Origin of the sequence: Agromyces bauzanensis (assembly GCF_014645655.1) — a bacterium.
Classification (GTDB): domain Bacteria; phylum Actinomycetota; class Actinomycetes; order Actinomycetales; family Microbacteriaceae; genus Agromyces; species Agromyces bauzanensis.
In genome coordinates, this window is sequence record NZ_BMMD01000018.1 from 50,430 (window position 1) to 74,125 (window position 23,696).

Here is a 23,696-nt window from a genome sequence, read left to right on the forward strand (position 1 = left end):
CGCGAGGCCGTCGCACCCGCGATGACGACGGGGGCCGGGAGGCGTCCCCGCCGTCCCGATCAGGACGACCGCCGTGGCGCCGCAGCTCGCCGAACCCGTTCGCGATCTCGGGCTTGATCAACGTATGGCCGGGCCGGTCTGCGGAAGCACCGTGCTGACACCGAACCCGGCGAGTTCTGCCACTGAGCCGCTCGATTTCGCGTCGCGCGCGTGCTGGCTTAGCCTCGAAACATGAGCACCGAAGTTGTTGCCGACGTCGTCGTCCGTCCCATCCGAGACTCGGATGTGGAGGCCCTGGGCCGAGTGCACGCCACCTGCTGGCACGAGACCTACGACCACCTGATCAGTGCAGCCGCCTTCGAGAACCTCTCCCCTCGCCGCATGGCCGAGCTCTGGACCCACATGGCCGCCAGGGGCGAGGAGTACAACCAGTTCGCTGCGCTCGTCGACGGCGAGATCGTCGGGTTCGTCGGCTCGGGACCTGCGCGCGACGAGAATCCGCCACGCGAGCGGGAGCTCTACTTCATCTACCTGCTCGACGCGTATCACGGCACCGGCATCGGCCAGAAGCTCTTCGACGCCGCCTGCGGCGACCGCCCCGGCTACCTCTGGGTCGCGAAGGACAACCCCCGGGCCCACGCCTTCTACAAGCGCAACCGATTCGTCGCCGACGGCGCCGAGCAGCTGCAGCAGTTCCTCGGCGAGGAGATCCTCGAGGTCCGCCTGGTCCGGTGAGGGTTCGATGTCCATCCCGATAGTGCTCGATGTCGACACCGGCGTCGACGACGCCCTGGCCGTCCTGTTCGCGGTGCGACATCCGGGCGTCGACGTGCTCGGCATCTCGTGCGTCTCGGGCAACGCCCCGCTGGCGCAGGTCGTCGACAACACGCTGCGCATCCTCGACGTGGTGGACGCACCCGACCTCCCTGTCGCCGCCGGTGCCGTGAGGCCGCTACTGGAACCGCCGCGCGCGGCCAGACAGGTGCACGGGCGGACGGGCCTCGGCGACCTGGTGCTTCCGCCCACCCGGCGCCGGACCACCTCGACCGGGGCGGTGGAGCTCATGCGCCGGCTCATCCTCGATCATCCCACGCCCGTGACGCTCGTGGCGCTCGCGCCGCAGACCAACCTCGCCCTGCTGCTGCGCACCTACCCCGAGGTCGTCGGCAACCTCGAGCGCATCGTCTTCATGGGCGGCTCTGCGAGCGTGGGCAACGCCACGGCAGTGGCCGAGTTCAACGTGTGGCACGACCCCGAGGCCGCGGCGATCGTGCTCGACTCGAACGTGCCGACCTACATGTACGGGCTCGACGTCTTCAACCGGGTCGCCGTCGACCGCGAGGTGGCCGTGGCCCTCCAGCACGGCGACGACCCGCTCGGCCGGGTGGTCGGTTCGCTCCTCGGTCACCGCGTCGTGCTCTCCGAGGACGAACGCGCCCGGTACACAGGTCTCATCGGCGATGCGGGCGCCGCGTGCTCGCTCGTCGATCCGCTGGCGCTGCGCACCGAGGTGCGGCCGGTGCGCGTCGAGCTCGCCGGCTACGGGCGCGGCCAGACGCTCGTCGACCTCCGCGAGCCGTCGCGCGGTGAGAGCATGGTGCAGGCGCATCCCGGCGAGTGGACCAACGTCGAGGTCGCACTCGAGATCGACGACGAGCGGATCGCTCGCCTGTTCCTCGACACCCTCGGGCTGGCCTGAGGCTCGGCCGTCGGGCGCTCGAGCTGCGCCGGCGTCACCGGATGTTTCCGTTCCCACCCGGTGTGCCCGTTGCGCCGGGAACACTGCGCGGGAACGGAGACATCCGGCACTGAATGGCTCGGCGGCTAGCGGAGCGCTCCGACCGAGGCGAGCGCCTGCTTGAGCAGCACGCCCCGGCCGCCCTCCATCTCGGCGGCGACGCCCTCGGAGACCGCCTCGAGGGGGGTCATCCAGGTCACCTCGAGTGCATCCTGTCGCGGCTCGCACGTGCCCGTCACCGGCACGACGTAGGCCAGCGACACGGCGTGCTGGCGCTCGTCGGTGAACGGCGAGAGGCCGGGCAGCGGGAAGTATTCGGCCACCGTGAACGGCACCGGACTCGCGGGCAGCAGCGGGAACGCCATAGGCCCGAGGTCCTTCTCGAGGTGGCGGAACAGCGCGTCACGAAGCGTCTCGCCGTACAAGACGCGGCCCGAGACGACCGTGCGGGTCATCTCGCCCACGGCGTTCGCGCGCAGGAGCACGCCGACCTCGGTGACCTGCCCGACCCCGTCGACGCGCACGGGCACCGCCTCGACGTAGAGCAGCGGCAGCCGCCCGCGGATCTCGGCCAGCTCGAGATCGCTCAGCCATCCCGGGTTCGCCGGCGGCCGCACGACGGGCTCGTCGTCGGGATTCCAATCCGGGTCGGGGGTGCGAACGCTCATGCCTCGATTCTGCCCCACCGCGCGGCCTGCGCCACGGAATCGACGGGTACGCTCGAACACGGGCGTGCGGGACTCGCCGGCTCGTGGCATCCGTCTCCCCGTCCGGAGCGGAGGATCAATGGCCGAGGTGCGAGTCGACGACGAGGCGGTGCTCTGGTCGGCGTCGGAAACCGACCGCGAGGGACGGCCGTTGCTGCTGCTGCTGCACGGGTACAACTCGAACGAGGGCGACCTCTTCGGGCTCGCGCCGTACCTGCCGCTCGAGCCCGCGATCGCGTCGCTTCGCGCACCGATCTTCACGGGGTACGGGCACGCGTGGTTCCCCTTCCTCGGCGAGGATGCCGATCGTGCGCTCGAGGCAGCGGATGCCGCGACCGACGCGATCCTCGCGTGGATCGACCGGGCGGCGCCCGACGCGCCCGCCATCGGGCTGCTCGGATTCTCGCAGGGCGGCGCGATGGCGCTGGAGCTGCTGCGCCGGGCGCCGGAGCGCTTCGGCTTCGCGGTGAACCTGTCGGGATTCGCGCTCCCCGGCGAGCGCGAGGGCGACGCCCGTCTGGCGGCGCTCGGGACACCCGTGTTCTGGGGCCGCGGCACGTCCGACGACGTGATCTCCGCCGAGTACATCGCCCGCACGCAGCAGTGGCTGCCCGAGCACGCCGGCCTCGATGAGCGCATCTACGAGGGGCTCGGCCACTCGATCGCCGAGCGCGAGCTCGCCGACATCGCCGCGTTCCTGCGGGCGCGGTACTCGCGCGCCGCCTGAGGCGTCAGCGCGTCAGCGCGTCAGCGCGTCAGCGCGTCAGACGCCGCCGCCGCCCTTCGCGGCCCTGCCGGCGTCGCGCTCGGCGACGCGGCGCTTCTCGGCGCGCACAGCCGCCTGCGTCGCCCGCTCCCGCACGAGCCACTGCGGCGGCGCGGCGAGGAGCGCCCTGATCTCGACGGTCGTGAGCGGGTCGGTGACGCCACCGCGAGCGAGGCCGGAGTTCGAGATGCCGAGCTTCGCGGCCATGACGCTGCGCGGGTGCGGCCCCTCGCGGCGGAGCACCTGCAACCACTCGGGAGGATCCTCCTGCAGCGCGTTGAGCTCGTCCCTCGTGACGACGCCCTCGCGGAACTCGGGCGGCGCGGCCTCGAGCAGGATGCCGAGCTTCTTCGCAGCGGTCTCGGGCTTCATCGACTGGCTCTGGGTCACCCTGACACCGTAGCCGATACCCTGATCGGATGGTCCTGAGGCTCCGCTACGTTGCCGGGGTGAGCCCCGCCAAGTGGCTGCGCGTCTGGGCCGTGCGCCGTCCCGATCTCCCGCTCGAGGCCGTACGCACCGAACAGTCCGCTCAACTGGACGACCTCCTCGGCGGCGATGCGGATGTCGCGTTCGTGCGCCTCCCGGTCGGTTCGGAGGGGCTGCACGAGATCCCGCTCTGGGAGGAGATCGCCGTCGCCGTGCTCTCGAAGGGCCATCCGCTCGCCGAGGCCGAGTCGCTCAGCCTCGCCGACCTCGAGGACGATCCCGTCGCACCCGAGCAGCTCGATGCCGCGACGACCGTCGAACTCGTCGCTGCAGGCACCGGCCACGCGTTGCTCCCCCATGGCGTCGCGCGACTGCACCACCGCCGCGACGTGGTCGCCATCCCGGTGACGGATGCCCCGTCCACTCGCATCGCGCTCGTCTGGCGCGTCGAGCGCGACGACGACGACATCCAGGAGTTCGTGGCTGTCGTACGGGGGCGCACGGCGCGCAGCTCCCGCGGCCAGGCCGCAGCGCCCGAGGCATCCGCTCGCACCGAACCCGCCGCGCGTCGCGAACGGCCCGCGCGGCGCGACCCGAGGGCCCGCCGCGGGGCATCCGGTCGCAGCGGTCGGTCGGTGCGCAGGCGCGGCCGCGGGCGATGAGGCCGTTCCTGTTCCTCTCGGTCCGACCCGAGGTCGAGGCGGTCGGGCCCGAGTATGAGTCGGTGCGCCGGGCGATGGGCGTCGACGCGTCGCGACTCGATCACTTGCGTCTCGACGTCGAACCCCTCGGCGTCCTGCGCCTCGACGGGTTCGCGGGCGTGGTCGTCGGCGGAAGTCCGTACAACGTGACGACCCCCGACGCGCACAAGCACCCCGTGCAGCGCCGGGTCGAGGCCGATCTCGCACGGCTCGCCGAGGCCGCGCTCGAACGGGACCATCCGCTGATCTTCACGTGCTACGGCATCGGGGTGCTGACGCGCGTGCTCGGCGGGCACGTCGGCACGCTGCACGGCGAGCAGGCGGCTGCGGTCGAGATCACGCTGACGGCCGACGGCCTCGCCGATCCGCTCGTCGGGGTGCTGCCCGAGCGGTTCGACGCGCTCGTGGGCCACAAGGAGGCCACTGAGCGTCTCCCGGCCGATGCCGTGCTGCTGGCGTCGTCGGCTGCGTGCCCCGTGCAGGTCTACCGCGTGGGAAGCCACGTGTACGCGACCCAGTTCCATCCCGAGGTGTCGGCGGGCGACTTCGTCGCGCGCGCGCAGGTCTACCGTCACCACGGGTACTTCCCGGCGAGCGAGTTGCGTGCCGTGAGCGAACGGCTCGCCGCGGCATCCGTCACAGAATCGCAGCGGATGCTGCGCCGGTTCGTCGAGTTGGCCGACGCCTGAGCCTCACCCCGCGTCCAACGGGAACACCCGACGCAGCACCGCGCGTTGCCCGAGCGTCCACGCGACCGTCACGAGCAGGTAGAGTGCGGCGGCGAGCGGCACGAATACCGCGACGACGGCCGTGATGAACGGCAGGAGGCCGAGCAGGCGCCCGGCCGCCCGGGTTGCGAGCGGCGACACCGGCGCGGCATCCGTCGCCCCCTGCTGCGGCGTCCCGAAGACGCGCCGGGTGACCTCGCCGACGAGGGCGATCGAGGCGACGACGACCAGGAACACGACGAGCGACGCCGGGTCGAGCGTGCCCGCCGCGATCGAGCCGGCGAGACTCGAACCGAGCGGCACGCCCGCGAGTTGCTGCTCGAGCAGCGCGTTGGGGTGGCCCGCGATGGTCGGCAGGATGAAGAGGGCGTAGATCACGCCCACGACGGGAGCCTGCACGAGCATGGGAATGCAGCCGGCGAACGGCGATGCGCCCTGCGACGCGTAGAGCGCCATGGTCTCGCGCTGGAACCGTTCGGGATCCGTGCCGTGGCGGCGGCGGAGCTCGGCGAGGCGGGGTGCGAGTCGGGCGCGCGTGCGCTCGGCCTTCGCCAGGGAGACCCCGACGGGGATGAGCACGGCTCGGACGAGGAGCGTCACGAGCACGACGGCGACGGCGGCGCTCGACACGCCGATGAACGGTTGGAGCAGGCCGGCGAGGCCCATGAGGAGGTGATGCGCGCCATCGAGGAGCGCGGCGACAGGCGGGAAGCGGTAGGGGTCCACGGTGGTGTTCCTTGCGGTCGGAGGGACGCGGGATCCGTCTGGCCGCTGGAGCGGTGCGTCGACCGGGCACCCCGATCGAGCGAGGTGCAGTGCGTGGTCGGATGTCGCTACGCGGCCGGGATGCCGCGTCCTGGTGCCCTGGGGCGCGGTCGACCCGCCGCATCGGGGTCGCTCTGCGAGATGAGCTGTGCGAGGTCGGTCGTCTGCCGGAGGCGCGTCGACGCGCCGCTCGGATCGGCAGCGACGAGGGCCGGCACGCTCCGCCACGCCGTGACGGCGATCGCGGCGGCGGCGGCGGCGATCGCGCCGACGAGGAGCACCGTCACCTGCACGTCGGAGCCGACGTGGACCTCGACGGCCGCCTGCAGGTACCGGAGTAGCGCGGTGACGAGTTCGATCACGCGGTCGCCTCCCTCCGGTCGGGTCGACTCGGGCCGACGCGCCTCACGCTACCACCCACCGCCGGTCGCCGGCGTACGTGCCGGGCTGCGGGTGCCGCGAACGCATCGAGCGGATGACGGGCGTCCCGCCATCCGCTCGATGCGTGCGCATTGCCGGATCAGGTGGTGCGGCTCCGGTTGCGAGTGACGAGGCCCCAGATGAGCAGCACGATGATCGCACCGGCGATGGCGAGAAGCCAGGTGGTCAGGTTCCAGAAGTCCTGGAGGCCGACCCCGAAGATGAGGCTGCCGAGCCAGCCGCCGAGGATGGCGCCCACGACACCGAGCAGCAGCGTCACGAGCCAGCCACCACCCTGCTTGCCGGGCAGGATGAGCTTGGCGATTGCGCCGGCGATCAGGCCCAGGATGAGAAATGCAAGGAAACCCATTGTGTGCTCCTTCTTTTCTTGAGGGGTCCCCAGTTCAGGGGTGACTCACGAAACCACAACCTGAGAATTCGCCGCAACCCCTTGCCGACCGTCCGGGCTCAGCAGTACGCCTTCGGATCACTCGCCGGCGAGTGCAGACTGGTCGCGTGAGCCGCCGTCGCCAGTATTGGGTGCTGCACGTCGACCTCGACCAGTTCATCGCCGCCGTCGAGGTGCTGCGGCATCCCGAACTTGCCGGAAGACCGCTGATCGTCGGCGGTCGGGGCGACCCAACGGAGCGTGCGGTCGTCTCCACTGCCTCCTACGAGGCCCGCGAGTTCGGAGTCGGCTCGGGCATGCCCCTGCGCATCGCCGCGCGCAAGGTGCCCGACGCGGTGATCCTGCCGGTGGACGCCGAGGCGTACACGGCGGCATCGGCTGAGGTCATGGCGACGCTCCGCGCACAACCCGGCGCGACGGTGCAGGTGCTCGGCTGGGACGAGGCGTTCCTGGGTGTGCGGACAAACGGCCCAGAGGCGTACGCCCGGCAGGTGCAGCGGGCGGTGCTCGACCGGACCGGCCTGCATTGCAGCGTCGGCATCGGCGACACGCTCGTGCGAGCGAAGGTCGCCACCGGCTTCGGCAAGCCGCGTGGGGTGTTCCGGCTCACCGCCGAGAACTGGCTCGAGGTCATGGGCGACCGGCCGACCGTCGACCTCTGGGGCGTCGGGTCTCGGATCTCGGGGCGGCTGGCCACGCACGGCATCGTGACGGTCGCCGAACTGGCGGCCGCCGACCCCGCGGTGCTCGCGGCCGAGTTCGGCCCGAAGATGGGGCCGTGGTACGGCCTGCTCGGTCGCGGTGAGGGTGCCCGGGTCGTCGACGACACGCCGTGGGTCGCTCGTGGGCACAGCCGGGAGACGACGTTCCAGCGGGACCTGACCGAACCCGCCCAGGTCGAGGAGGCGGTGCGCGAGCTCGCGGCGAGGGTGCTCGAGGACGTCGCCGCCGAGGGCCGGCCCGTGATCGGGCTCACGCTCAAGGTGCGCTACGCGCCGTTCATCACGAAGGTCTTCACGAAGAGGATCCCCGAGACCGCCGATCCCGACGTCGTGATGTCGCGCGTCCTCGACCTCGTGGGCCGCATCGAGCCCCGACGCCCCATCCGATTGCTCGGCCTGCGTGCGGAGATGCCCATGCCCGAGGGGGCCCGGGATGGGCACACGCCCACCCGAAGCGGCTGGTGAGACGGTGGTTCGCCGCACGAGGGGAGCGGGTCCCCCACACTGGGGCCTTGTCGACTGGGAGAGGTGGACCTATTTTTCGAGAAATCCTCGCTTTCTTGGGGCCCGCGGCAACCCGAACCAGTCGTCGCCGTCTCCGTTCTGCGTGGAGCGGGGCGCGACCCGCGCCCCGAGCGTGCCGGGCAGCGACGCCCGGCGGTATTCCAAAGGGGGAATCATGCGGAACATGCTCGCGACCCTCGCACTCACCGGCTTCCTGGTCGGCGCGTCTGCGATGGGTGCGGTGGCGGCGCCACTTCCCGAGAACTGCGAGCGCGTGCAAGGTACGGTGACGTGCAGCACATTCGAGGGGCCCGGGAACAACCAGGCCGGCGTCGGATCCACCAGCACCGACGAGACCCAGGGAAACACCAAGAACAAGAGCCCCGAGCCTCAGGACCTGCAGGAAGACTGCACCTGGAGCCCGCCCTCCAGTCAGGGCGAGCCCAACTCCTGCCCGTGAGCGCCGAGGAGGGTGTCACGATGCCCCCGGCCGAGCTCGCGCTCGTCGGGGGTTCGCCCTGTTGCGGGGAGGTCGCCGGTCTGGAGATGCGACGACGCGGCCGCGGTGACCAGCGTCGGCAGGCCGTCCGCGACCGCTTCCGCCCAGTCGGTGACCGCGCCTCGGTCGAGTCCGGCTTCTCGGGCGACGGCACTCCACTGGAACCAGGACTGCTCGCCGACCTGGTGATGGTTCGTGTTTGCGGAACGCCTTTGCGGAACGCCGCCATCGTCTTGCGACGGGTGTGCGGTGTCGTCCACGCGGCCAGCGTACGGGGATGAGGCATCCCGGACAGCAGAGAACCCCTGTTTCACCAGGGGTTCTCCATGGCGGTACCGGTGGGATTTGAACCCACGGTGGGCTTTCACCCACACAACTTTTCGAGAGTTGCACCTTCGGCCGCTCGGACACGGTACCGGGATCGATCCTAGACGACCGCCGGGGATCATCCAAAACGAACGGATGCCGCGGCGACGCGGCATCCGATGATCACTCCGGCATGCAGCATCCGCTCAGCCGCCGTTCAGCATCGCACCCTACCGTCGCACTCGTGCCCGAGGATCGCCCGGGGCTGGTCGCGGCCCTCATCCCGATCGCCGTCGTCGGTGCCGTCGTCGCCGGCGTCGTGCTCGGCGTGCGCGCCGCATGGCGGCGATTCCGTGCGCGCCTCACCGCCAACTCGGCCATCCTCAACGAAACGCTCCCCGTGCATTCGAAGTGGTGGCGCGACCATGCCGAACACCCGGGCGAGCTGCTCTACGTCGCGATGGGCGACAGCGCGGCGCAGGGCATCGGCGCGAGCCGCCCCGACCGCAGCTACGTGGGCCTGCTGGCCCGAGACATCCGTGCGACGACCGGGCCCAGCGTGCGCGTCGTGAATCTCAGCGTCTCGGGCGCCACGGTCGAGCTCGCGGTGCGCGACCAGCTTCCGAAGTTCGCGAAGTTCCGGCCCGACATCGTGACCGTGGCGATCGGCGCGAACGACATCGCCAAGTGGGACCCCGAGTCGTTCGAGCGTGGCGTCCGCGAGATCCTCGCCGCCCTGCCGCCGCATGCGCTCGTCGCCAACCTGCCGTTCTTCTACTTCCCGCACAACGAGCGCAATGTCGCGGTGGCGAACCGCATCCTGCGTTCGGTGGCCGAGGAGTTCGGACTCACGGTCGCGCCGCTGCACACCGTCACCCGGCTCCGGGGCGTGCGCCGCATGCTCACGCACTTCGCCAACGACCTCTTCCACCCCAACGACCACGGCTACAAGGTGTGGGCCGAGGCGTTCCGGCCGGCGCTCGTGGCCGACCTCGATGCCAGGTTCCCGGCGGATGCCCCGGCGCCGGAGCCGACCCCCGGCCACGCCGCCGCCGTGCGATCGGATGTCTTGGGACGCGGCTAGTCTCAGCTCATGGCCCGCCCCACCTCCGCATTCCGTTGCACCGAGTGCGGGTGGACCACCGTCAAGTGGGCGGGCCGATGCGCCGAATGCCAGCAGTGGGGCACGGTGATCGACGTGGCCGAGCAGACCGGCATCGTGCGCTCGCTCCAGTCCATCGCGCCGAGCGCGTCCCGGGCCGCGCGGCCCATCGCCGAGGTCCAGACCGAGGATGCGGCACACCGGGCGACCGGCATCGGCGAGTTCGACCGGGTGCTCGGCGGCGGCATCGTCGCGGGCGCCGCGATCCTCCTCTCGGGCGAGCCGGGCGTCGGCAAGTCCACGCTGCTCCTCGAGGTGGCAGCGCGGGTCGCGGCCACTGGGCGACGCGTGCTCTACGTGAGCGCCGAGGAATCCACCGCGCAGGTGCGCCTCCGCGCGGGTCGCACGGGCGCGCTGCACGACGAGCTCTACCTCGCCGCGGAGACCGACCTCGCCACGATCCTCGGCCAGATCGACCGGGTCGCCCCCGAGCTGCTCGTGGTCGATTCCGTGCAGACCGTGTCGAGCTCACTCTCCGACGGCCTGCCCGGCCAGCCGAGCCAGGTGCGAGAGGTGGCATCCACGCTCATCCGGGTCGCGAAGGAGCGGCAGCTGCCCGTGCTCCTCGTCGGTCACGTCACGAAGGACGGCACGATTGCAGGTCCCCGCCTGCTCGAACACCTCGTCGACGTGGTCTGCCAGTTCGAGGGCGACCGGCAGACCGCGCTGCGATTCGTGCGCGCCCTGAAGAACCGATTCGGTCCCACCGACGAGGTCGGCTGCTTCGAGATGACCGGCGACGGCATCGCCGAGGTGCCCGATCCATCGGGCCTCTTCCTCAGCCGCTCCCGCAACGCCGTGAGCGGCACGTGCGTCACCGTCGCGCTCGAGGGGCGCCGCGCGCTCCCCGTCGAGGTGCAGGCGCTCGTCGTGACCACCAGGGCGCCGCAACCGCGCCGCGTCGTCAACGGCGTCGACCCGTCACGCGTCGCCATGATCATCGCCGTGCTCGAGCGCCGTGCCGGCCTCAAGCAGCTCGGCGAGCACGATGTGTACGTGTCGACGGTCGGGGGCGTTCGCCTCGCCGAGCCTGGCGCCGACCTCGCCATCGCCGTGGCCATCGCGTCGGCGATGCGCGACCGAGCGGTGCCGCACGAGCTCGCCGCGTTCGGCGAGATCAGCCTCGCGGGCGAGGTGCGGCCGGTCACGTCGGCCCGGCAGCGGGGCAGCGAGGCGCGGCGACTCGGCTACACGATGATCCTCGACATGGAGGCCGGCACCGTGCACGCGGCCGTCGAGCGTGCCATGATCGCCTCGGCATCGAGCCGCGAGCGCGAGCGCGACGCGGCCTTCTGAGTCCGTCTACGCCTCGAGCGCCCTGAGCAGCTCGGTTGGCGGCGCCTGCATCGGGTGGGGACCCGCGATGTCGAGGAACACCGTCGTGATCGTCGACTCGTACCGCTTCAGGAACGAGCGCAGCCACGCGGGGCTCTGCAGGCCGACCGCGGGCGGGAGGTTGGCCGGCTTGTTCGCGGCGTCACTGAAGAGCAGGAGCGCGACCTCGCCGGAGTCGGGATCGCGATAGGTCCACACTTCACCGCCGTCGAGCGGCGTGTCGCGCGGACCGGGCTTGATGAGCGGCACGACGGTGTTGCCGTTGCGCAGCGCAAGCGCCACCGCTGCCATGTCCTGCCGCTCGAGCGCCTCCGCGAGCGCCTGCGAGCGGAACTCGATCGGCTCGGCGGACGTGCCGGGTCTCCTGCGCTGCGCCATTCTCCCAGCGTATCGAGCGGATGCCACCCGCCGGTGTCCGTCCGCGGTTGGCGAACCCGCGGCATCCGTACGCCAGGAGCCGCCGAGGTCGCTGTTCAGCAGGCCGATGCGCTCCGAGGGGTCGAGCTCATCACGACGCAGTTCGGCGCGCTCGAGTCGGTCGGCCCTGGAGCCCGAGGTGCTCTTCCGCCGACGATGGCCGCCGCGTGCTCCCGGTCAACGCCGGGGAACCGCTCCGCGAGGCGATCCACCACGCGATCGAGGGCCTGCGCTTCCTCTTCGATGTGCGCGTGACGAGTCTCCGCTCCGGGGCCTCGGCGATCAAGCCTTCACCGGGTGTGCCCACCCGCGTTTCACAGCGGGAGCGAAGACGTGAGGCTACATCGGGGGCTCGGGAAGCACGGTGAGTCCGCGGGTGGATCCCGCCGCCTCCGCGAGCTTCTCGAGCCAGTCCCGGTTCAGCAGCGGGTGGCGGTTGCCGTGGTAGACGAACTGCAACGGCGTCTCGGGGGTCATCCAGATGACCCGCTCCCGCTTGCCGTCCTCGAGGACGAGGGGGAATCGCTCCTGGCGCCGCAGCTTGTCGATGATCACGACCTGCAGGTGCGCCAACGTGCGATCCTCGATGTCCACCTCGAAATCACGGTCGTACACCAAGACGCCCACGCATGCTCCTGACCGAATGCTTCCCACGGCCCACTCTGCCCCGGAATGCCGGACTCCGCCAGTCCCGAAGCAGATGCGCGTCAGTAGAGCAGGAACTGCTTCCGTGCGGCCGACTCGAACCCGTCGACCGAGACCGAGAGGTGATATGACGCGCCGCCGGCCGGCACCGCCTCGCGCGGCCCGTCGCACGTCTCGACACTCGAACGGGTGCGGTCCCAGACGATCGGCACGCTCGAGCTGACCGGTGTCCCGGGCGTGAGCGACACGTCCGCGTCGATCGCGTCGACCTGGCAGTCGGTCGAGAGCCAATAGACCTCGTCACCGCTCGTGATCGTGAACACCTGCGCCTTGGTTCCGGCGTTCAGCACGCAGATGTTCGTGCCGATGTTGGTGATCGTGACGGACAGTTGGGGCTGCTCCGCGGCCTCGTAACCGGACTTGTCGGTGACCGCCTCGACCACGATGTTCTTCGCCGCGCAGGCGTCCCCGTCGGCGGCCGTGGGCTCGGTCGGGATCGCGGTCGTGACGGCGTCGGTCGTCACGGGCGGGTTCGTCGCGCCCGGAGCATCCGGCTCGCCGCCCTCACTCGATCCGGGCCGCACGATGATGAGCACGACCGCGACGATGACGGCGATGAGTCCGAGCAGCACCATCAGCCGACGCCGCCGGTACACCTGCGGGGGTTGCCGCGGTGCCGGAGCGGGATTCGTCGACATGGTCACAGGGTACGACCGGCATGCCCCGGCGGGCGGCACCCGGTCGGCGTGCCGAGTCGCTGTCAGAGAAGCTTCAGCATGCGGGTGTTGCCGAGGGTGTTCTGCTTCACGCGGGCGAGGTCGAGGAACTCGGCGACGCCCTCGTCGTGCGAACGCACGAGCTCGGCGTACACGTCGGGGTCGACCGAATCGGAACCCATGTCCTCGAAGCCGTGGCGCCCGAAGAAGTTCACCTCGAAGGTGAGGCAGAACAGGCGCTCGAGGCCGAGCTCGCGGGCGTCCGCCTCGAGCGCGTCGAGCAGCGCGTGCCCCACGCCCCGGCCGAGCCAGCGCTCGCCCACGGCGAGCGTACGCACCTCGCCGAGGTCCTCCCAGAGCACGTGCAACGCGCCCGCACCGATGAGCGTGCCGTCGGATGCCTCGGCCACGCGGAACTCCTGCACGTCGCCGTAGAGATCGACGCGCTCCTTGCCGAGCAGGATGCGTCGCGAGACGAGCGGCTCCACGAGTGCGAGGATCTTCGGCACGTCGCTCGTGCGCGCGCGGCGCACCGAGAAGTCGGTCATCCGATCATCGTAAACGCAGACGACGAGGACGGATGCCGCAGCCTGCCCCGGCACCTTCGCCCGGCCCCTGTCCACCCTGCCCACCCCCTCCTCGCACCTCCGCTTCTCAGGAGATATCTGGCGTGTCGCAGCGGGCGACGGCGTTTCCTCCTGAGAAGCGTCGGGAGTTCCGGCCGGCTTCCTGAGAAGCGCATCAGGGGAGGGCACCATAGAGGCGCGGGCGAGGGGGCGGATGCGGCAGCATCCGCCCCCGTGTCCACTCGTGTCGTTCTACTCGCCGGATGCCGCGGCGAGGTCGGGGCTCACCGGGCCCGTGCCGATCGCGGCGCCCGAGTTGATGCCCACGCCCACGGGCAGCGCCCGCTGCGACGTGGTGAACACGAACTCTCCGTCACGGAAGTCGACGTGCACGTGGTCGCCCGAGTTGAGCTCGCCGTGCAGGATCTTCTCCGACAGGCGGTCCTCGATCTCGTGCTGCACCGCGCGGCGCAGCGGTCGAGCGCCGAGCGCCGGGTCGAAGCCCACCTCGATGAGGCGTTCCTTCGCCGGCACGGTGAGCTCGACCGTCATGTCGCGGTCGAGCATGCGCTCGCCGAGGCGCTTGATGAAGAGGTCGACGATCTGCAGCAGCTCGGACTTGGAGAGCTGCGGGAACACGATGATCTCGTCGACGCGGTTCAGGAACTCAGGCTTGAAGTGCTTCTTCAGCTCCTCCTTCACCTTGCCGCTCATGAGGTCGTAGCCCGTGCGGGTGTCGCCCTCGATCGCGAAGCCGACCGGCCCGCTCGAGATGTCCTTCGTGCCGAGGTTCGTCGTCATGATGATGACGGTGTTCTTGAAGTCGACCACGCGACCCTGGCCGTCGGTGAGCCGGCCCTCCTCCAGGATCTGGAGGAGCGAGTTGAAGATGTCGGGGTGGGCCTTCTCGATCTCGTCGAACAGCACGACGCTGAACGGCTTGCGGCGGACCTTCTCGGTGAGCTGGCCGCCCTCTTCGAAGCCGACGAACCCGGGAGGGGCACCGAACAGGCGCGAGACGGTGTGCTTCTCGCCGTACTCCGACATGTCGAGCGAGATCATCGCCGCCTCGTCGTCGAAGAGGAACTCGGCGAGCGCCTTGGCGAGCTCGGTCTTGCCGACGCCCGTAGGCCCGGCGAAGATGAACGAGCCCGAGGGGCGCTTCGGGTCCTTGAGGCCGGCGCGCGTGCGACGGATCGTCTTGGCGAGGGCCGAGATGGCCTCCTCCTGCCCGATGACGCGCTCGTGCAGCGCCTTCTCCATGAACACCAGCCGCGAGCTCTCCTCCTCGGTGAGCTTGAACACGGGGATGCCGGTGGCCTGCGCGAGCACCTCGGCGATCAGGCCCTCGTCGACGACCGCGGTGGTCTTGACGTCGCCGGACTTCCACTGCTTCTCGAGGCGCAGGCGCTCGCCGAGCAGGTTCTTCTCCTCGTCGCGGAGCGACGCGGCCTTCTCGAAGTCCTGCTCCTCGATCGCGGTCTCCTTCGCGGCGCGCACGACGGCGATCTTCTCGTCGAACTCGCGCAGCTCGGGCGGCGACGAGAGGATCGACAGGCGCAGGCGTGCGCCGGCCTCGTCGATCAGGTCGATCGCCTTGTCGGGGAGGAACCGGTCGCTGATGTAGCGGTCGGCGAGGTTCGCGGCCGCGACGATGGCGCCGTCAGTGATGGACACCTTGTGGTGCGCCTCGTAGCGGTCGCGGAGGCCCTTGAGGATGTTGATCGCGTGCGGCAGCGACGGCTCCTGCACCTGGATGGGCTGGAAGCGCCGCTCGAGCGCCGCATCCTTCTCGAAGTGCTTGCGGTACTCGTCGAGCGTAGTGGCGCCGATGGTCTGCAGCTCACCGCGTGCGAGCAGCGGCTTCAGGATCGACGCGGCGTCGATCGCGCCCTCGGCGGCGCCGGCACCCACCAGGGTGTGGATCTCGTCGATGAAGACGATGATGTCGCCGCGCGTGCGGATCTCCTTCGTGACCTTCTTCAGGCGCTCCTCGAAGTCGCCGCGGTAGCGCGAACCGGCGATGAGCGAACCGAGGTCGAGCGAGTACACCTGCTTGTCCTTCAGCGTCTCGGGGACCTCGTTCTTGACGATGGCCTGCGCCAGCCCCTCGACGACCGCCGTCTTGCCGACCCCCGGTTCGCCGATCAGCACGGGGTTGTTCTTGGAGCGGCGGGAAAGAATCTGCATGACCCGCTCGATCTCCTTCTCGCGCCCGATCACCGGGTCGAGCTTCGACTCGCGTGCGGCCTGCGTGAGGTTGCGGCCGAACTGGTCGAGGATCTGCGAGCCGCCCTGCGGCTGCTGCTGGTCGTTCGCGCCGACCTGCACCTGCTCCTTGCCCTGGTAGCCGGAGAGGAGCTGGATCACCTGCTGGCGGACGCGGTTGAGGTCGGCGCCGAGCTTCACGAGCACCTGGGCGGCGACGCCCTCGCCTTCGCGAATGAGGCCGAGCAGGATGTGCTCGGTGCCGATGTAGTTGTGGCCGAGCTGGAGCGCCTCGCGGAGGGAGAGCTCGAGCACCTTCTTGGCGCGCGGCGTGAAGGGGATGTGGCCCGTCGGCTGCTGCTGCCCCTGGCCGATGATGTCCTGCACCTGCTCGCGCACGGCGTCGAGCGAGATCCCGAGCGATTCGAGCGCCTTGGCGGCCACGCCCTCACCCTCGTGGATGAGGCCGAGCAGGATGTGCTCGGTGCCGATGTAGTTGTGGTTCAGCATCTTGGCCTCTTCCTGGGCCAGGACGACGACACGACGGGCTCGGTCGGTGAATCTCTCGAACATCTCAACTCCTCACGACCCCTTTGGCAGGGGCGTCGATACATCGAGCGTAAACACTCCGGATGCCGCGCGGGCCGCTGTTCGCCGTGGGCGCAGCGCGGCTTCGCACTTGCTACTGCCTCGCCCGTCGAGCACTCCTGTCGATACTCGTTGAGCGGATTCAACTGGTGGTCGCAACACCTTGATCACGGAGGTGTGCGATGGGGCGTGCGAGGAAGTAGATGCCGGAGGCGCCGGCGGGTGCGAGGCGGCAGTGGTCGGCGGATCGGGCGTTGCGGCCGCCGATGCGTTCACCGGGGCGGCCGGAGCCGTCTCGTGCGGTGCAGCGAGACTTCTGGCGGCGGATCGCGTCGGGAGTCACGACGGTCGAGGCCTCGGAGGCCGTCGGTGTGTCGTGGCCGGTCGGGTCTCGCTGGTTCCGTCACGGTGGCGGGATGTCGCCGATCAGTCTGGCCGAGCCCACGGGCCAGTATCTGTCGTTCGCTGAGCGTGGGGAGATCGCGTTGCTGCGTGCCCAGGAGGTCGGGGTGCGCGAGATCGCCCGGCAGGATCGGACGCGACCCGGGGACGATCTCACGCGAGCTGCGCCGCAACGCGGCGACCAGGGGCGGCAAGCCCGTCTATACCGTGCCCTGGTGGCCGCAGTGGAAGGCGCAGCAGGCCGCCAAGCGCCCGAAGACTGCGACGCTCGCGGGCAACGACAGGTTGCGCGAATACGTCCAGGAGCGGCTCGCTGGTGGTGTCCGCCGACCCGACGGCACGATGGTCACCGGGCCTGAGCCGCTGCCGTGGAAGGGGCTGAACAGGCCGCACCGGCAGGACCGGCGGTGGGCGCTGGCGTGGAGTCCGGAGCAGATCTCACACCGGCTGAGGGTCGACTTCCCCGATGATGAGTCCATGCGCATCAGCCACGAGGCGATCTACCAGTCGCTGTTCATTCAAGGGCGTGGCGCGCTCAAGCGGGAGCTGATTGCGTGCTTGCGTACGGGCCGGGCGCTGCGGGAGCCCCGGGCACGGTCTCAGGACAAGCCGCAAGGGCATGTCACCGCGGATTGTCGTCCTGTCGGAGCGTCCCGCTGAGGCCGCCGATCGCGCCATCCCCCGGCATTGGGAGGGTGATCTGATCATCGGAATCGGCCGGTCCGCGATCGGCACGCTCGTGGAACGCCGCAGCCGCTCCACGATCCTCGTGCACCTCCCGCCGCGACATAGACCTCGCGGGAATTGACACCACACTACGAGACGCACCCGCGGCAATCGGTCCGCCTCACGCTACTCGCCCGAATACGCCAGCTGATCGCCTGATGGCGCCGATTGCTGCCGCTACCGGAACGGCCGAACGGGGACTACGTTCGGATCAGCAGGTCCGGACGAGCTGCGGGAGGCAAGAAATGAAGAATTGGCTGATCTTCGGAGGCGGCATCGTTCTCACCCTGGCCGGCGTCGTCTGGACGCTGCAGGGTCTCAATGTCCTCCCCGGCTCGGCGATGAGCGGCGCGACTCTCTGGGCGATACTCGGTCCGATCGCGGCAATCGGAGGGCTCGCGCTCATCGGCTGGGGGATCGCGCGCCGTCGTCGCGCGGCCGTCGACAAGTCCAGCTGACGGGCTGAGTCCGTCCTCGGGGGCCGCTGACGGGCATGCCACGTTGGGCGATCGCCTGAGGACGGGTGGCGGTACCGCGGCCCGAGAGCTCAGCGCGGAGGAACTTCTCGCTGTCGGCGACCGTGATCCGCTTCACCAGGCGTGAACCCGGATCGTCACCTCGGGAAGACGCACACCGTCGCGTGAGTATTCTACGTCGAGCCGATAACGCCTCCTACGTCGACTGTCGCTTCACCATCAGAAATGGTCGGCGATCGGCGTCGGGAGTGCAATCGGTGTCGTGCCGAACGTGGTCCGACCTTCACTCCGTCATCGACGACGTCCGTTTGTCGTAACCGAACGCAGTTCACCAACGATTGCGCGAAGACCAGGACGAACAGTCCGATGATTCGAGTCGGCGAGTCGGCGATGAGATGGATTCGTCGTCGATAAGGCGGTCGATCTTGGCACAGCACGAGTGAGGTGTCAGGCAGTACTTCTGCCGGGTGACTCTGACCCATTGGCCGTTGTGGTCGTCGAGCGCGGGGACGGCGATGCGCCGGAAGTAGAGCTGTTCCTTGACGCCGTGCTCGACGGCCGCGTAGACGCGTTCGTCGATGCATGCGAAGGTTCCGTCGAGCTGCCGCAGCTGATGGTGTCGACCAGCGGCTCCTTGTCGAGCTGCTGGTCGGTGAGCCCGTGAGGTTTGCCGCCGCGGCTTGATGCTCCAGCCGCAGATCGGCCGCTGGGTCAGGCCTCCTGTCTTGCGCCGAGGCGGACGCTGTCGTTGGCGACGAGGACGCGGCGCAACAGCGACTCGAGGGCCTGTTGCTCCTCGGGTGTGAGTGCGTCCAGGAGTCCCTGCTGCGAGCGGCGCTCTGCCGTGCGCAGCTCGCGCAGGACAGCTCGTCCGGCATCGGTGATGGCGACCTGGTTGCGACGTCGGTCGATCGGGTCGGGGACGCGCGTGACGAGGCTGTGGCTCTCGAGGTGGTCGATGTGGCGGACGAGGTGGCTCTTGTCGTGGTCGAGCGAGTCGGCGAGCTGCTGCTGGGCGAGCGGGCCGAAGTCGTCCAGCGCCGTCAGCACCCCGTGGTGGATGAGCCTTAGCCCACGCTCGCCCAGCGCACGTTCGAACTCGCGCCGGCCGTACCGGGAGACCTGCGAGGCGAGGTAGGCCGGCTGCGCCAACAACGAGGGCGGCCGCGGCGTGACAGGAGACATGCGGCTATGGTAGCGGAGAGTAACTGTTGCAGATTGCTACTGTTGCGAGTAGCATCCAGTAGAAGTCGATGACGGAGGCGATCACATGGCGAACCGGCCGATCCTGGTGATCGGAGCGACAGGTCAGCAGGGCGGCGCAGTCGCTCGCGAGCTGCTCCGCGGGGGCCACGAGGTGAGGGCGCTGACGCGCTCGCCAGGCTCGGCCGCCGCGCAGGCACTCGCCCGGCGCGGTGCGAGACTCGCCGAGGGAGATCTCGACGACGCCGAGTTGATCAGCAGTGCGATGGCTGGCGCCGCGGCCGTCTTCAGCGTCCAGACATTCATGGGGCCCGAGGGCGTCACGGGTGAGGTGAGCCGGGGGAAACGGGTCGCCGAGGCTGCGGCAGCGGTGGGCGTCGGACACCTCGTCTACAGCTCGGTGGACGGGGCCGAACGGCAAAGCGGCGTGCCCCACTTCGAGAGCAAGTGGCAGATCGAGCAGCACCTGCGGATGCTGGGGGTTCCCGCGACCGTGCTGCGCCCGACGACGTTCATGGACAACTTCGCCACCGTCCAACGGCCACAGACCGTCGACGGGGAGCTGCTCGTGCGTCTCGCTGTGCGCCCGACGAAGCCATTGCAGATGGTCGCAACGGCCGACATCGGCGTGTTCGCCGCCGACGCCTTCGAGCGACCCGAGCAACACATCGGCAAGGCCATCGCCCTCGCTGGCGACGAGCTCACCGGACCGCAGATCGCGCAGGTGTTTCGAGAGACGCTGGCAATGCCGGCCCGCTATGAGCAGCAGCCCCTGGACGAGATCCGCGGGTTCAGCGAGGACCTGGCCCTGATGTCCGAGTGGCTCAACGACTTCGGCTACCAGGCCGACATCCCGGCCCTGCGCCGGCGACACCCCGAGCTCCGCAGGCTGCGGGACTGGCTCACACAGACCGCATGGCAGCCGAGCATGCCTGCCTGACTGGAGGGACGCAAAGAATGGACAAGACCGTAGTAGTGCTCCTCGGGCGGACGGGAATCGTCATCGACACCGTCCAGCGTCAGTTGGCCCTGCCCGACCTCCGGCTCATCGGGGGCACCGGCATCGACGACGTACGCAGCGCATTCGCCCAGGGCAAGGTCGACCACGTCCTCATGGGGGCAGGCATCGACCTGGACACCCGACTCCAGATAGTCCGCGAGATCTTCGAGCTGAGCGAGACGACGACCGTACACATGAAGGATCGCGTCAGCGGCCCTGGAGGCTTCCTACCGTTCCTACGCGCAGTGCTTCGCGGACTTCGAGACTACGAGCCCTCGTCGTCCGACTAGTAGCGTGTCGCTCCTAATTAGTTGTGTATGTTGGGATTGGGTTGTCCTGATTGATACTTGATCGGGAGGAGTCGTCTGTCATGCCCAGGCCCAAGGACCATGTTGTCGCGCTGTCGACGGAGGATCGNCAGACCGTCGCGTCTAAAGTTGTGGGTATGGGTGACGGAGTTTGATGCGGACGTCGCTGGTGCTGAATCGCCAGTCGACTTGTCGTTGGTCGTCGTTGGTCGCGGTCTGCCAGGCGGCGAGTTCGGTGTTCAGCAGGTCGAGGTCGTCGATGCGCCGGTCCAGGCATTGCCGGGTCAGTCGGGACAGCTCGATCTCGGCGATGTTGAGCCAGGAGCCGTGCTTGGGCGTGTAGTGGATCTCGAGGCGTTCGGCCAGCGCCCGGGCCTTCCCAGGCTCGAACGTTTCGTAGAGCGACCTGAGGGTGTGGGTGTTCAGGTTGTCCATGATGAGCACGACGCGCCCGGCGTCGGGGTAGTCGATGCTGAGCAGCTGGTCGATCTCGTGCGCCCAGTCGCCCCTGGTCCGCTGCCGGCGGGCGTTCACCCGGCGCCTCCCGGCGAGGGGTTCTGTCCACACGAAGATCGAGCAGTTGCCGTGACGGACGTGCTCCGAGTCCTGCTTCAGGTCGTGCCCGGGACGGGCAGGGAGCGGGTCGCGGACGTGTCCGAGGAGCTGGTAGGGCTCCTCGTCCATGCACACCACCGGCACCGCCGGAGCGAAGGGGCGGTGGTAGACCTCCAGCACGTCCTCCATCCGGGCGACGAACTCACCGCTGGCGTGCGGGGGGATCGTCCAGCACTTCTTCAGGTGAGGACGAAGCCCCCCTTTTTCAGGGTCCGGCCGATCGTGGAGTGATCCAGCGGCGGGAGCCCGAGCGTCCCGCCGATGCTGCCGTTCGCGCCATCCCCGGGGCATTGGGAGGGTGATCTGATCATCGGAATCGGCCGGTCCGCGATCGGCACGCTCGTCGAGCGCAGCAGCAGATCCACGCTTCTCGTGCACCTGCCAAGACTGGAGGGCTGGGGCGAGATACCGCCCGACATACACAGCGCCGGTGCCGCGTCGGTCATAAGGCGGGGCAGACGGTCGAGGTTGATTGGTCGGGCAAGACGATGCAGCTCACCGACCCGGTTACCGGGGCGCAGACGCGGGTGTTCTTGTTCGTCGGCACGTTGCCGTTCTCGAGGTATTCGTTCGTCGAACCGGCATTGGACATGCGGCAGGACACCTGGCTGCGCGCGCACGTGTCGATGTTCGACTGGTTCGGGGGTTCTGTTCCACGGGTCGTCCCCGACAACCTGAAGACCGGGGTGCTCAAGCATCCTGCGGAGGGCGAGGTGGTGCTCAACGACGCGTATCGGGAACTCGCCGCGCACTACTCCGCCGCGGTGCTTCCGGGCAGGGTGAAGAAACCGAAGGACAAGGCGAGTGTCGAGAACACCGTCGGGAATATCGCGACCTGGGTGATCGCCTCCCTCCGTGACCGGCGGTTCGCGACGCTGCCGGAGCTGCGGGCGGTGGTCTACGAGCGCGTCGTCGCTTACAACGCGGAGCCGTTCCAGAAACGCGCCGGGTCCCGGCTGAGCGTGTTCGACGCGGAGGAGAAGCCGCTGCTGCGGCCACTCCCGCAGGTTCCGTTCGAGATTTCCCGATGGTTCTACGGGCGCCGGGTTCAGCGCAACGGGCACGTGGTGTTCGAGCGGAACTTCTACTCCGTCCCCTACCCGCAGATCGGCCGGGCCGTGGACCTGCGGGCCACGGACACGACGATCGAGATCTTCGCCGGCGATCAGCGACTGACCAGTCATCTGCTCGCACCCGTGGCTGGGGGTGGTCAACGAGTACCGCACCCACGACAGCGATCTGCCCGATGGGCCCCGCTACCGGCAATGGGACGCCGAACGTGTCCGCGAATGGGCGGGGCGGATCGGGGAGAACACCACGGTCGTGGTGAACCGGATCTTCGAGTCCGTCCCCGTCGACGAGCAAGGCCTGGACGCGGCCCTGGCAGTGCTGCGGCTGACCCGCCGCTATTCCGCCGCCCGCGTCGAAGCCGCCGCCGGGGTCGCGTTGGCATCCCGGGTGAGATCACCGCGTTACGCGCACCTGCGGCCCATCCTCGAGACCAACCAGGATCATCCCGACGGCAGGAATCCACGGGCCGAACCAGCGATGGCGGAGCCGGTGGGGTATGTCCGCGGCGCGGACTACTACGCGGGAGGCACCCGATGAGCCACCTCGACTCCGAAACCAAACGGAAACTCCGGGAGATGGGGGTGTCGTCGCTGGTCGACGCGATCGAGGTCCAGGACGACACCCTCACGTTGGGGATGGTGTTCGAGGAGCGGATCAAGCTCGCCGTCGACGACGCCCACGCCACGTTCACCCACGCCAAGGTCGAGGGCCTGATCCGGCGGGCCGGGCTGCGTTACCCGAACGCGGACCTACGCCGCCTCGACATGCTCGAACAGCGCGGCCTGGACCGCGGCGTGATCGCGCAGCTCGGGACCTGCCAGTTCATCACCAGGCAGCAGAACGTCGTGTTCCAAGGATTCACCGGGTCCGGGAAGAGCTACCTCGGGTCCGCGCTGGCGAAGCAGGCGTGTCAGCACCGCTACCGGGCGCACTACGTTCGCATGCCCGACCTCGAAGAATCCTGGGCTGCGGCAAGGGACAAGCCCGGCGGGAAGGAGAAATGGCTCCGGAAGTACGCCGCGTTCACGCTCCTCGTGATCGACGAATGGCTCCTTGACCCGCCCACCGATGACGTCCGCAGCATGCTGCTCGAGCTCCTCGAACGCCGCTACGACAGCTCGTCGACGGTGTTCTGCACCCAATACGCGAAGAAGGACTGGCACCAGCGTCTCGGCGGCGGAGTCCACGCCGACGCGATCATGGACCGCATCGTCCACAACGCCATCTGGATCGAGACCGGCAACACCAACATGCGCGAACACACCGCGGTCGCGGGCTGAACCGCCCGCCGGTGAGCGCCACCACCACCGGGTGGCGCTCACCGGCAATATCAGATGGCCTCGAACCGCAATATCGGGTGGCCCCGAACCCCAATATCAGTGGCCCTCAAGCCTCCGAATACTCACGGTCACCGCCCGGAAAACTCGGACCTGCTTGCCCACCACCCGCGGAACTCCGGCCAGAGGCACTTTCCCGGTGCCCACCAGAGCGTCCAAGAGCGTCACCAGCCGTCTGTGGCTGAAGCGGCGCTGGACGCTGAACTGGCCCGTTCGCGGGCTCGTCG

The 23,696-nt window shown here is 69.4% G+C and carries 28 protein-coding genes, 1 tRNA gene and 3 pseudogenes; 17 read left to right on the forward strand and 15 right to left on the reverse strand.

Going from position 1 to position 23,696, the window contains the following annotated elements; translation table 11 throughout:
* Nucleotides 1-231: 231 nt before the first annotated feature.
* Together IEX31_RS14385 and IEX31_RS14390 are read left to right on the forward strand one after the other, a co-directional pair.
* Nucleotides 232-735 carry a GNAT family N-acetyltransferase gene (locus IEX31_RS14385; protein ID WP_188744112.1) on the forward strand — a complete coding sequence of 168 codons (504 nt, stop codon included), beginning with the start codon at nt 232-234 and terminating at the stop codon, nt 733-735.
* A 7-nt stretch (nt 736-742) separates the two neighbouring features.
* Nucleotides 743-1,699, forward strand: a complete 957-nt coding sequence (locus IEX31_RS14390) for a nucleoside hydrolase (RefSeq protein ID WP_188744113.1) — start codon at nt 743-745, stop codon at nt 1,697-1,699.
* 125 nt (nt 1,700-1,824) lie between these two features.
* On the opposite strand, the gene IEX31_RS14395 is transcribed toward IEX31_RS14390, so the two are convergent.
* Entirely contained in the window at nt 1,825-2,406 is a 582-nt protein-coding gene (locus tag IEX31_RS14395; protein WP_188744114.1) for an NUDIX hydrolase family protein, read from the reverse strand.
* 118 nt (nt 2,407-2,524) lie between these two features.
* On the opposite strand from IEX31_RS14395, the gene IEX31_RS14400 reads away from it, so the two are divergent.
* Nucleotides 2,525-3,172, forward strand: a complete 648-nt coding sequence (locus IEX31_RS14400; RefSeq protein ID WP_188744115.1) for an alpha/beta hydrolase — start codon at nt 2,525-2,527, stop codon at nt 3,170-3,172.
* A 36-nt stretch (nt 3,173-3,208) separates the two neighbouring features.
* Here the strand turns inward: IEX31_RS14400 and IEX31_RS14405 are convergent, their stop codons facing one another.
* Entirely contained in the window at nt 3,209-3,583 is a 375-nt protein-coding gene (locus IEX31_RS14405) for a DUF5997 family protein (protein WP_188744139.1), read from the reverse strand.
* 47 nt (nt 3,584-3,630) lie between these two features.
* Between IEX31_RS14405 and IEX31_RS14410 the strand changes: the two genes are divergently transcribed.
* Both IEX31_RS14410 and IEX31_RS14415 read left to right on the forward strand, forming a co-directional pair.
* Nucleotides 3,631-4,302 carry a LysR substrate-binding domain-containing protein gene (locus tag IEX31_RS14410; protein ID WP_188744116.1) on the forward strand — a complete coding sequence of 224 codons (672 nt, stop codon included), beginning with the start codon at nt 3,631-3,633 and terminating at the stop codon, nt 4,300-4,302.
* Nucleotides 4,299-5,030: a glutamine amidotransferase gene (locus IEX31_RS14415; RefSeq protein ID WP_188744117.1), complete on the forward strand. Its 732-nt coding sequence runs from the start codon at nt 4,299-4,301 to the stop codon at nt 5,028-5,030. Before IEX31_RS14410 ends, IEX31_RS14415 begins: the two co-directional genes overlap by 4 nt.
* 3 nt (nt 5,031-5,033) lie before the next feature.
* On the opposite strand, the gene IEX31_RS14420 is transcribed toward IEX31_RS14415, so the two are convergent.
* The 3 genes from IEX31_RS14420 to IEX31_RS14430 all read right to left on the reverse strand — a co-directional run bounded on the left by IEX31_RS14420 (nt 5,034) and on the right by IEX31_RS14430 (nt 6,624).
* On the reverse strand, nt 5,034-5,795 hold the full coding sequence (locus IEX31_RS14420; protein ID WP_188744118.1) for a YidC/Oxa1 family membrane protein insertase: 762 nt from the start codon (nt 5,793-5,795) through the stop codon (nt 5,034-5,036).
* A gap of 107 nt (nt 5,796-5,902) precedes the next feature.
* Nucleotides 5,903-6,196 (reverse strand): DUF6412 domain-containing protein, encoded by a 294-nt coding sequence (locus tag IEX31_RS14425; protein ID WP_188744119.1) that lies wholly within the window; start codon nt 6,194-6,196, stop codon nt 5,903-5,905.
* Nucleotides 6,197-6,354: 158 nt separating this feature from the next.
* A complete protein-coding gene (locus IEX31_RS14430; RefSeq protein WP_188744120.1) occupies nt 6,355-6,624 on the reverse strand; it encodes a GlsB/YeaQ/YmgE family stress response membrane protein in 270 nt (89 codons plus the stop codon).
* Nucleotides 6,625-6,770: 146 nt separating this feature from the next.
* Here IEX31_RS14430 and IEX31_RS14435 point away from each other — a divergent pair, with 146 nt between their 5' ends.
* Nucleotides 6,771-7,850, forward strand: a complete 1,080-nt coding sequence (locus IEX31_RS14435) for a DNA polymerase IV (RefSeq protein WP_444541794.1) — start codon at nt 6,771-6,773, stop codon at nt 7,848-7,850.
* Nucleotides 7,851-8,073: 223 nt separating this feature from the next.
* The gene (locus IEX31_RS14440) at nt 8,074-8,349 is read left to right on the forward strand and encodes a hypothetical protein (protein ID WP_188744121.1); all 276 of its coding nucleotides are present in this window, start codon (nt 8,074-8,076) and stop codon (nt 8,347-8,349) included.
* On the opposite strand, the gene IEX31_RS14445 is transcribed toward IEX31_RS14440, so the two are convergent.
* Complete coding sequence (locus tag IEX31_RS14445; protein ID WP_188744122.1) at nt 8,322-8,648, reverse strand: hypothetical protein; 327 nt, start codon at nt 8,646-8,648, stop codon at nt 8,322-8,324. The two genes, IEX31_RS14440 and IEX31_RS14445, sit on opposite strands and share 28 nt — an antisense overlap.
* A gap of 67 nt (nt 8,649-8,715) precedes the next feature.
* Nucleotides 8,716-8,805 (reverse strand) — tRNA-Ser (locus IEX31_RS14450).
* Nucleotides 8,806-8,938: 133 nt separating this feature from the next.
* Between IEX31_RS14450 and IEX31_RS14455 the strand changes: the two genes are divergently transcribed.
* Entirely contained in the window at nt 8,939-9,778 is an 840-nt protein-coding gene (locus IEX31_RS14455) for an SGNH/GDSL hydrolase family protein (protein WP_229662381.1), read from the forward strand.
* Between the two features lie 9 nt (nt 9,779-9,787).
* On the forward strand, nt 9,788-11,152 hold the full coding sequence (radA, locus tag IEX31_RS14460; RefSeq protein ID WP_188744124.1) for a DNA repair protein RadA: 1,365 nt from the start codon (nt 9,788-9,790) through the stop codon (nt 11,150-11,152).
* A 6-nt stretch (nt 11,153-11,158) separates the two neighbouring features.
* Here radA and IEX31_RS14465 read toward each other — a convergent pair whose 3' ends face one another.
* The 6 genes from IEX31_RS14465 to IEX31_RS14485 form a co-directional block, all read right to left on the reverse strand.
* Entirely contained in the window at nt 11,159-11,569 is a 411-nt protein-coding gene (locus tag IEX31_RS14465; protein ID WP_188744125.1) for a dehydrogenase, read from the reverse strand.
* Between the two features lie 95 nt (nt 11,570-11,664).
* Nucleotides 11,665-11,853 (reverse strand): three-helix bundle dimerization domain-containing protein, encoded by a 189-nt coding sequence (locus IEX31_RS19640; RefSeq protein ID WP_373285529.1) that lies wholly within the window; start codon nt 11,851-11,853, stop codon nt 11,665-11,667.
* Nucleotides 11,854-11,947: 94 nt separating this feature from the next.
* Nucleotides 11,948-12,235: a DUF7882 family protein gene (locus tag IEX31_RS14470; protein ID WP_188744126.1), complete on the reverse strand. Its 288-nt coding sequence runs from the start codon at nt 12,233-12,235 to the stop codon at nt 11,948-11,950.
* An 80-nt stretch (nt 12,236-12,315) separates the two neighbouring features.
* Nucleotides 12,316-12,951, reverse strand: a complete 636-nt coding sequence (locus tag IEX31_RS14475) for a hypothetical protein (RefSeq protein ID WP_188744127.1) — start codon at nt 12,949-12,951, stop codon at nt 12,316-12,318.
* A gap of 62 nt (nt 12,952-13,013) precedes the next feature.
* Nucleotides 13,014-13,517: an amino-acid N-acetyltransferase gene (locus IEX31_RS14480; RefSeq protein ID WP_188744128.1), complete on the reverse strand. Its 504-nt coding sequence runs from the start codon at nt 13,515-13,517 to the stop codon at nt 13,014-13,016.
* A 270-nt stretch (nt 13,518-13,787) separates the two neighbouring features.
* The gene (locus IEX31_RS14485) at nt 13,788-16,316 is read right to left on the reverse strand and encodes an ATP-dependent Clp protease ATP-binding subunit (RefSeq protein ID WP_188744129.1); all 2,529 of its coding nucleotides are present in this window, start codon (nt 16,314-16,316) and stop codon (nt 13,788-13,790) included.
* A 218-nt stretch (nt 16,317-16,534) separates the two neighbouring features.
* Between IEX31_RS14485 and IEX31_RS14490 the strand changes: the two are divergent.
* From IEX31_RS14490 to IEX31_RS14500, 3 genes and pseudogenes are all read left to right on the forward strand, one after another.
* Nucleotides 16,535-17,514: pseudogene (locus IEX31_RS14490) on the forward strand (IS30 family transposase); the annotation flags it as partial.
* A gap of 190 nt (nt 17,515-17,704) precedes the next feature.
* Nucleotides 17,705-17,917, forward strand: coding sequence for a cytochrome c-type biogenesis protein (locus tag IEX31_RS14495; protein WP_188744130.1), 213 nt, complete (start codon nt 17,705-17,707; stop codon nt 17,915-17,917).
* Nucleotides 17,918-18,416: 499 nt separating this feature from the next.
* Nucleotides 18,417-18,599 (forward strand): hypothetical protein, encoded by a 183-nt coding sequence (locus IEX31_RS14500; protein ID WP_188744131.1) that lies wholly within the window; start codon nt 18,417-18,419, stop codon nt 18,597-18,599.
* A gap of 47 nt (nt 18,600-18,646) precedes the next feature.
* Here the strand turns inward: IEX31_RS14500 and IEX31_RS14505 are convergent, their stop codons facing one another.
* Nucleotides 18,647-19,120, reverse strand: coding sequence for a MarR family winged helix-turn-helix transcriptional regulator (locus IEX31_RS14505; RefSeq protein WP_188744132.1), 474 nt, complete (start codon nt 19,118-19,120; stop codon nt 18,647-18,649).
* An 85-nt stretch (nt 19,121-19,205) separates the two neighbouring features.
* On the opposite strand from IEX31_RS14505, the gene IEX31_RS14510 reads away from it, so the two are divergent.
* A complete protein-coding gene (locus IEX31_RS14510; protein ID WP_188744133.1) occupies nt 19,206-20,078 on the forward strand; it encodes an NmrA/HSCARG family protein in 873 nt (290 codons plus the stop codon).
* 17 nt (nt 20,079-20,095) lie between these two features.
* Nucleotides 20,096-20,428, forward strand: a complete 333-nt coding sequence (locus tag IEX31_RS14515) for a hypothetical protein (RefSeq protein WP_188744134.1) — start codon at nt 20,096-20,098, stop codon at nt 20,426-20,428.
* A 141-nt stretch (nt 20,429-20,569) separates the two neighbouring features.
* Here IEX31_RS14515 and IEX31_RS14520 read toward each other — a convergent pair whose 3' ends face one another.
* The gene (locus tag IEX31_RS14520) at nt 20,570-21,244 is read right to left on the reverse strand and encodes an IS630 family transposase (protein ID WP_229662385.1); all 675 of its coding nucleotides are present in this window, start codon (nt 21,242-21,244) and stop codon (nt 20,570-20,572) included.
* Nucleotides 21,245-21,309: 65 nt separating this feature from the next.
* Between IEX31_RS14520 and IEX31_RS14525 the strand changes: the two are divergent.
* From IEX31_RS14525 to IEX31_RS14535, 3 genes and pseudogenes are all read left to right on the forward strand, one after another.
* Nucleotides 21,310-21,467: pseudogene (locus IEX31_RS14525) on the forward strand (IS30 family transposase); the annotation flags it as partial.
* 28 nt (nt 21,468-21,495) lie between these two features.
* A pseudogene (gene istA, locus IEX31_RS14530) lies at nt 21,496-22,669 on the forward strand (IS21 family transposase); the annotation flags it as partial.
* Complete coding sequence (locus IEX31_RS14535; protein ID WP_188744135.1) at nt 22,666-23,412, forward strand: ATP-binding protein; 747 nt, start codon at nt 22,666-22,668, stop codon at nt 23,410-23,412. The pseudogene istA and the gene IEX31_RS14535, both read left to right, overlap by 4 nt.
* The last annotated feature ends 284 nt before the right edge of the window (nt 23,413-23,696 follow it).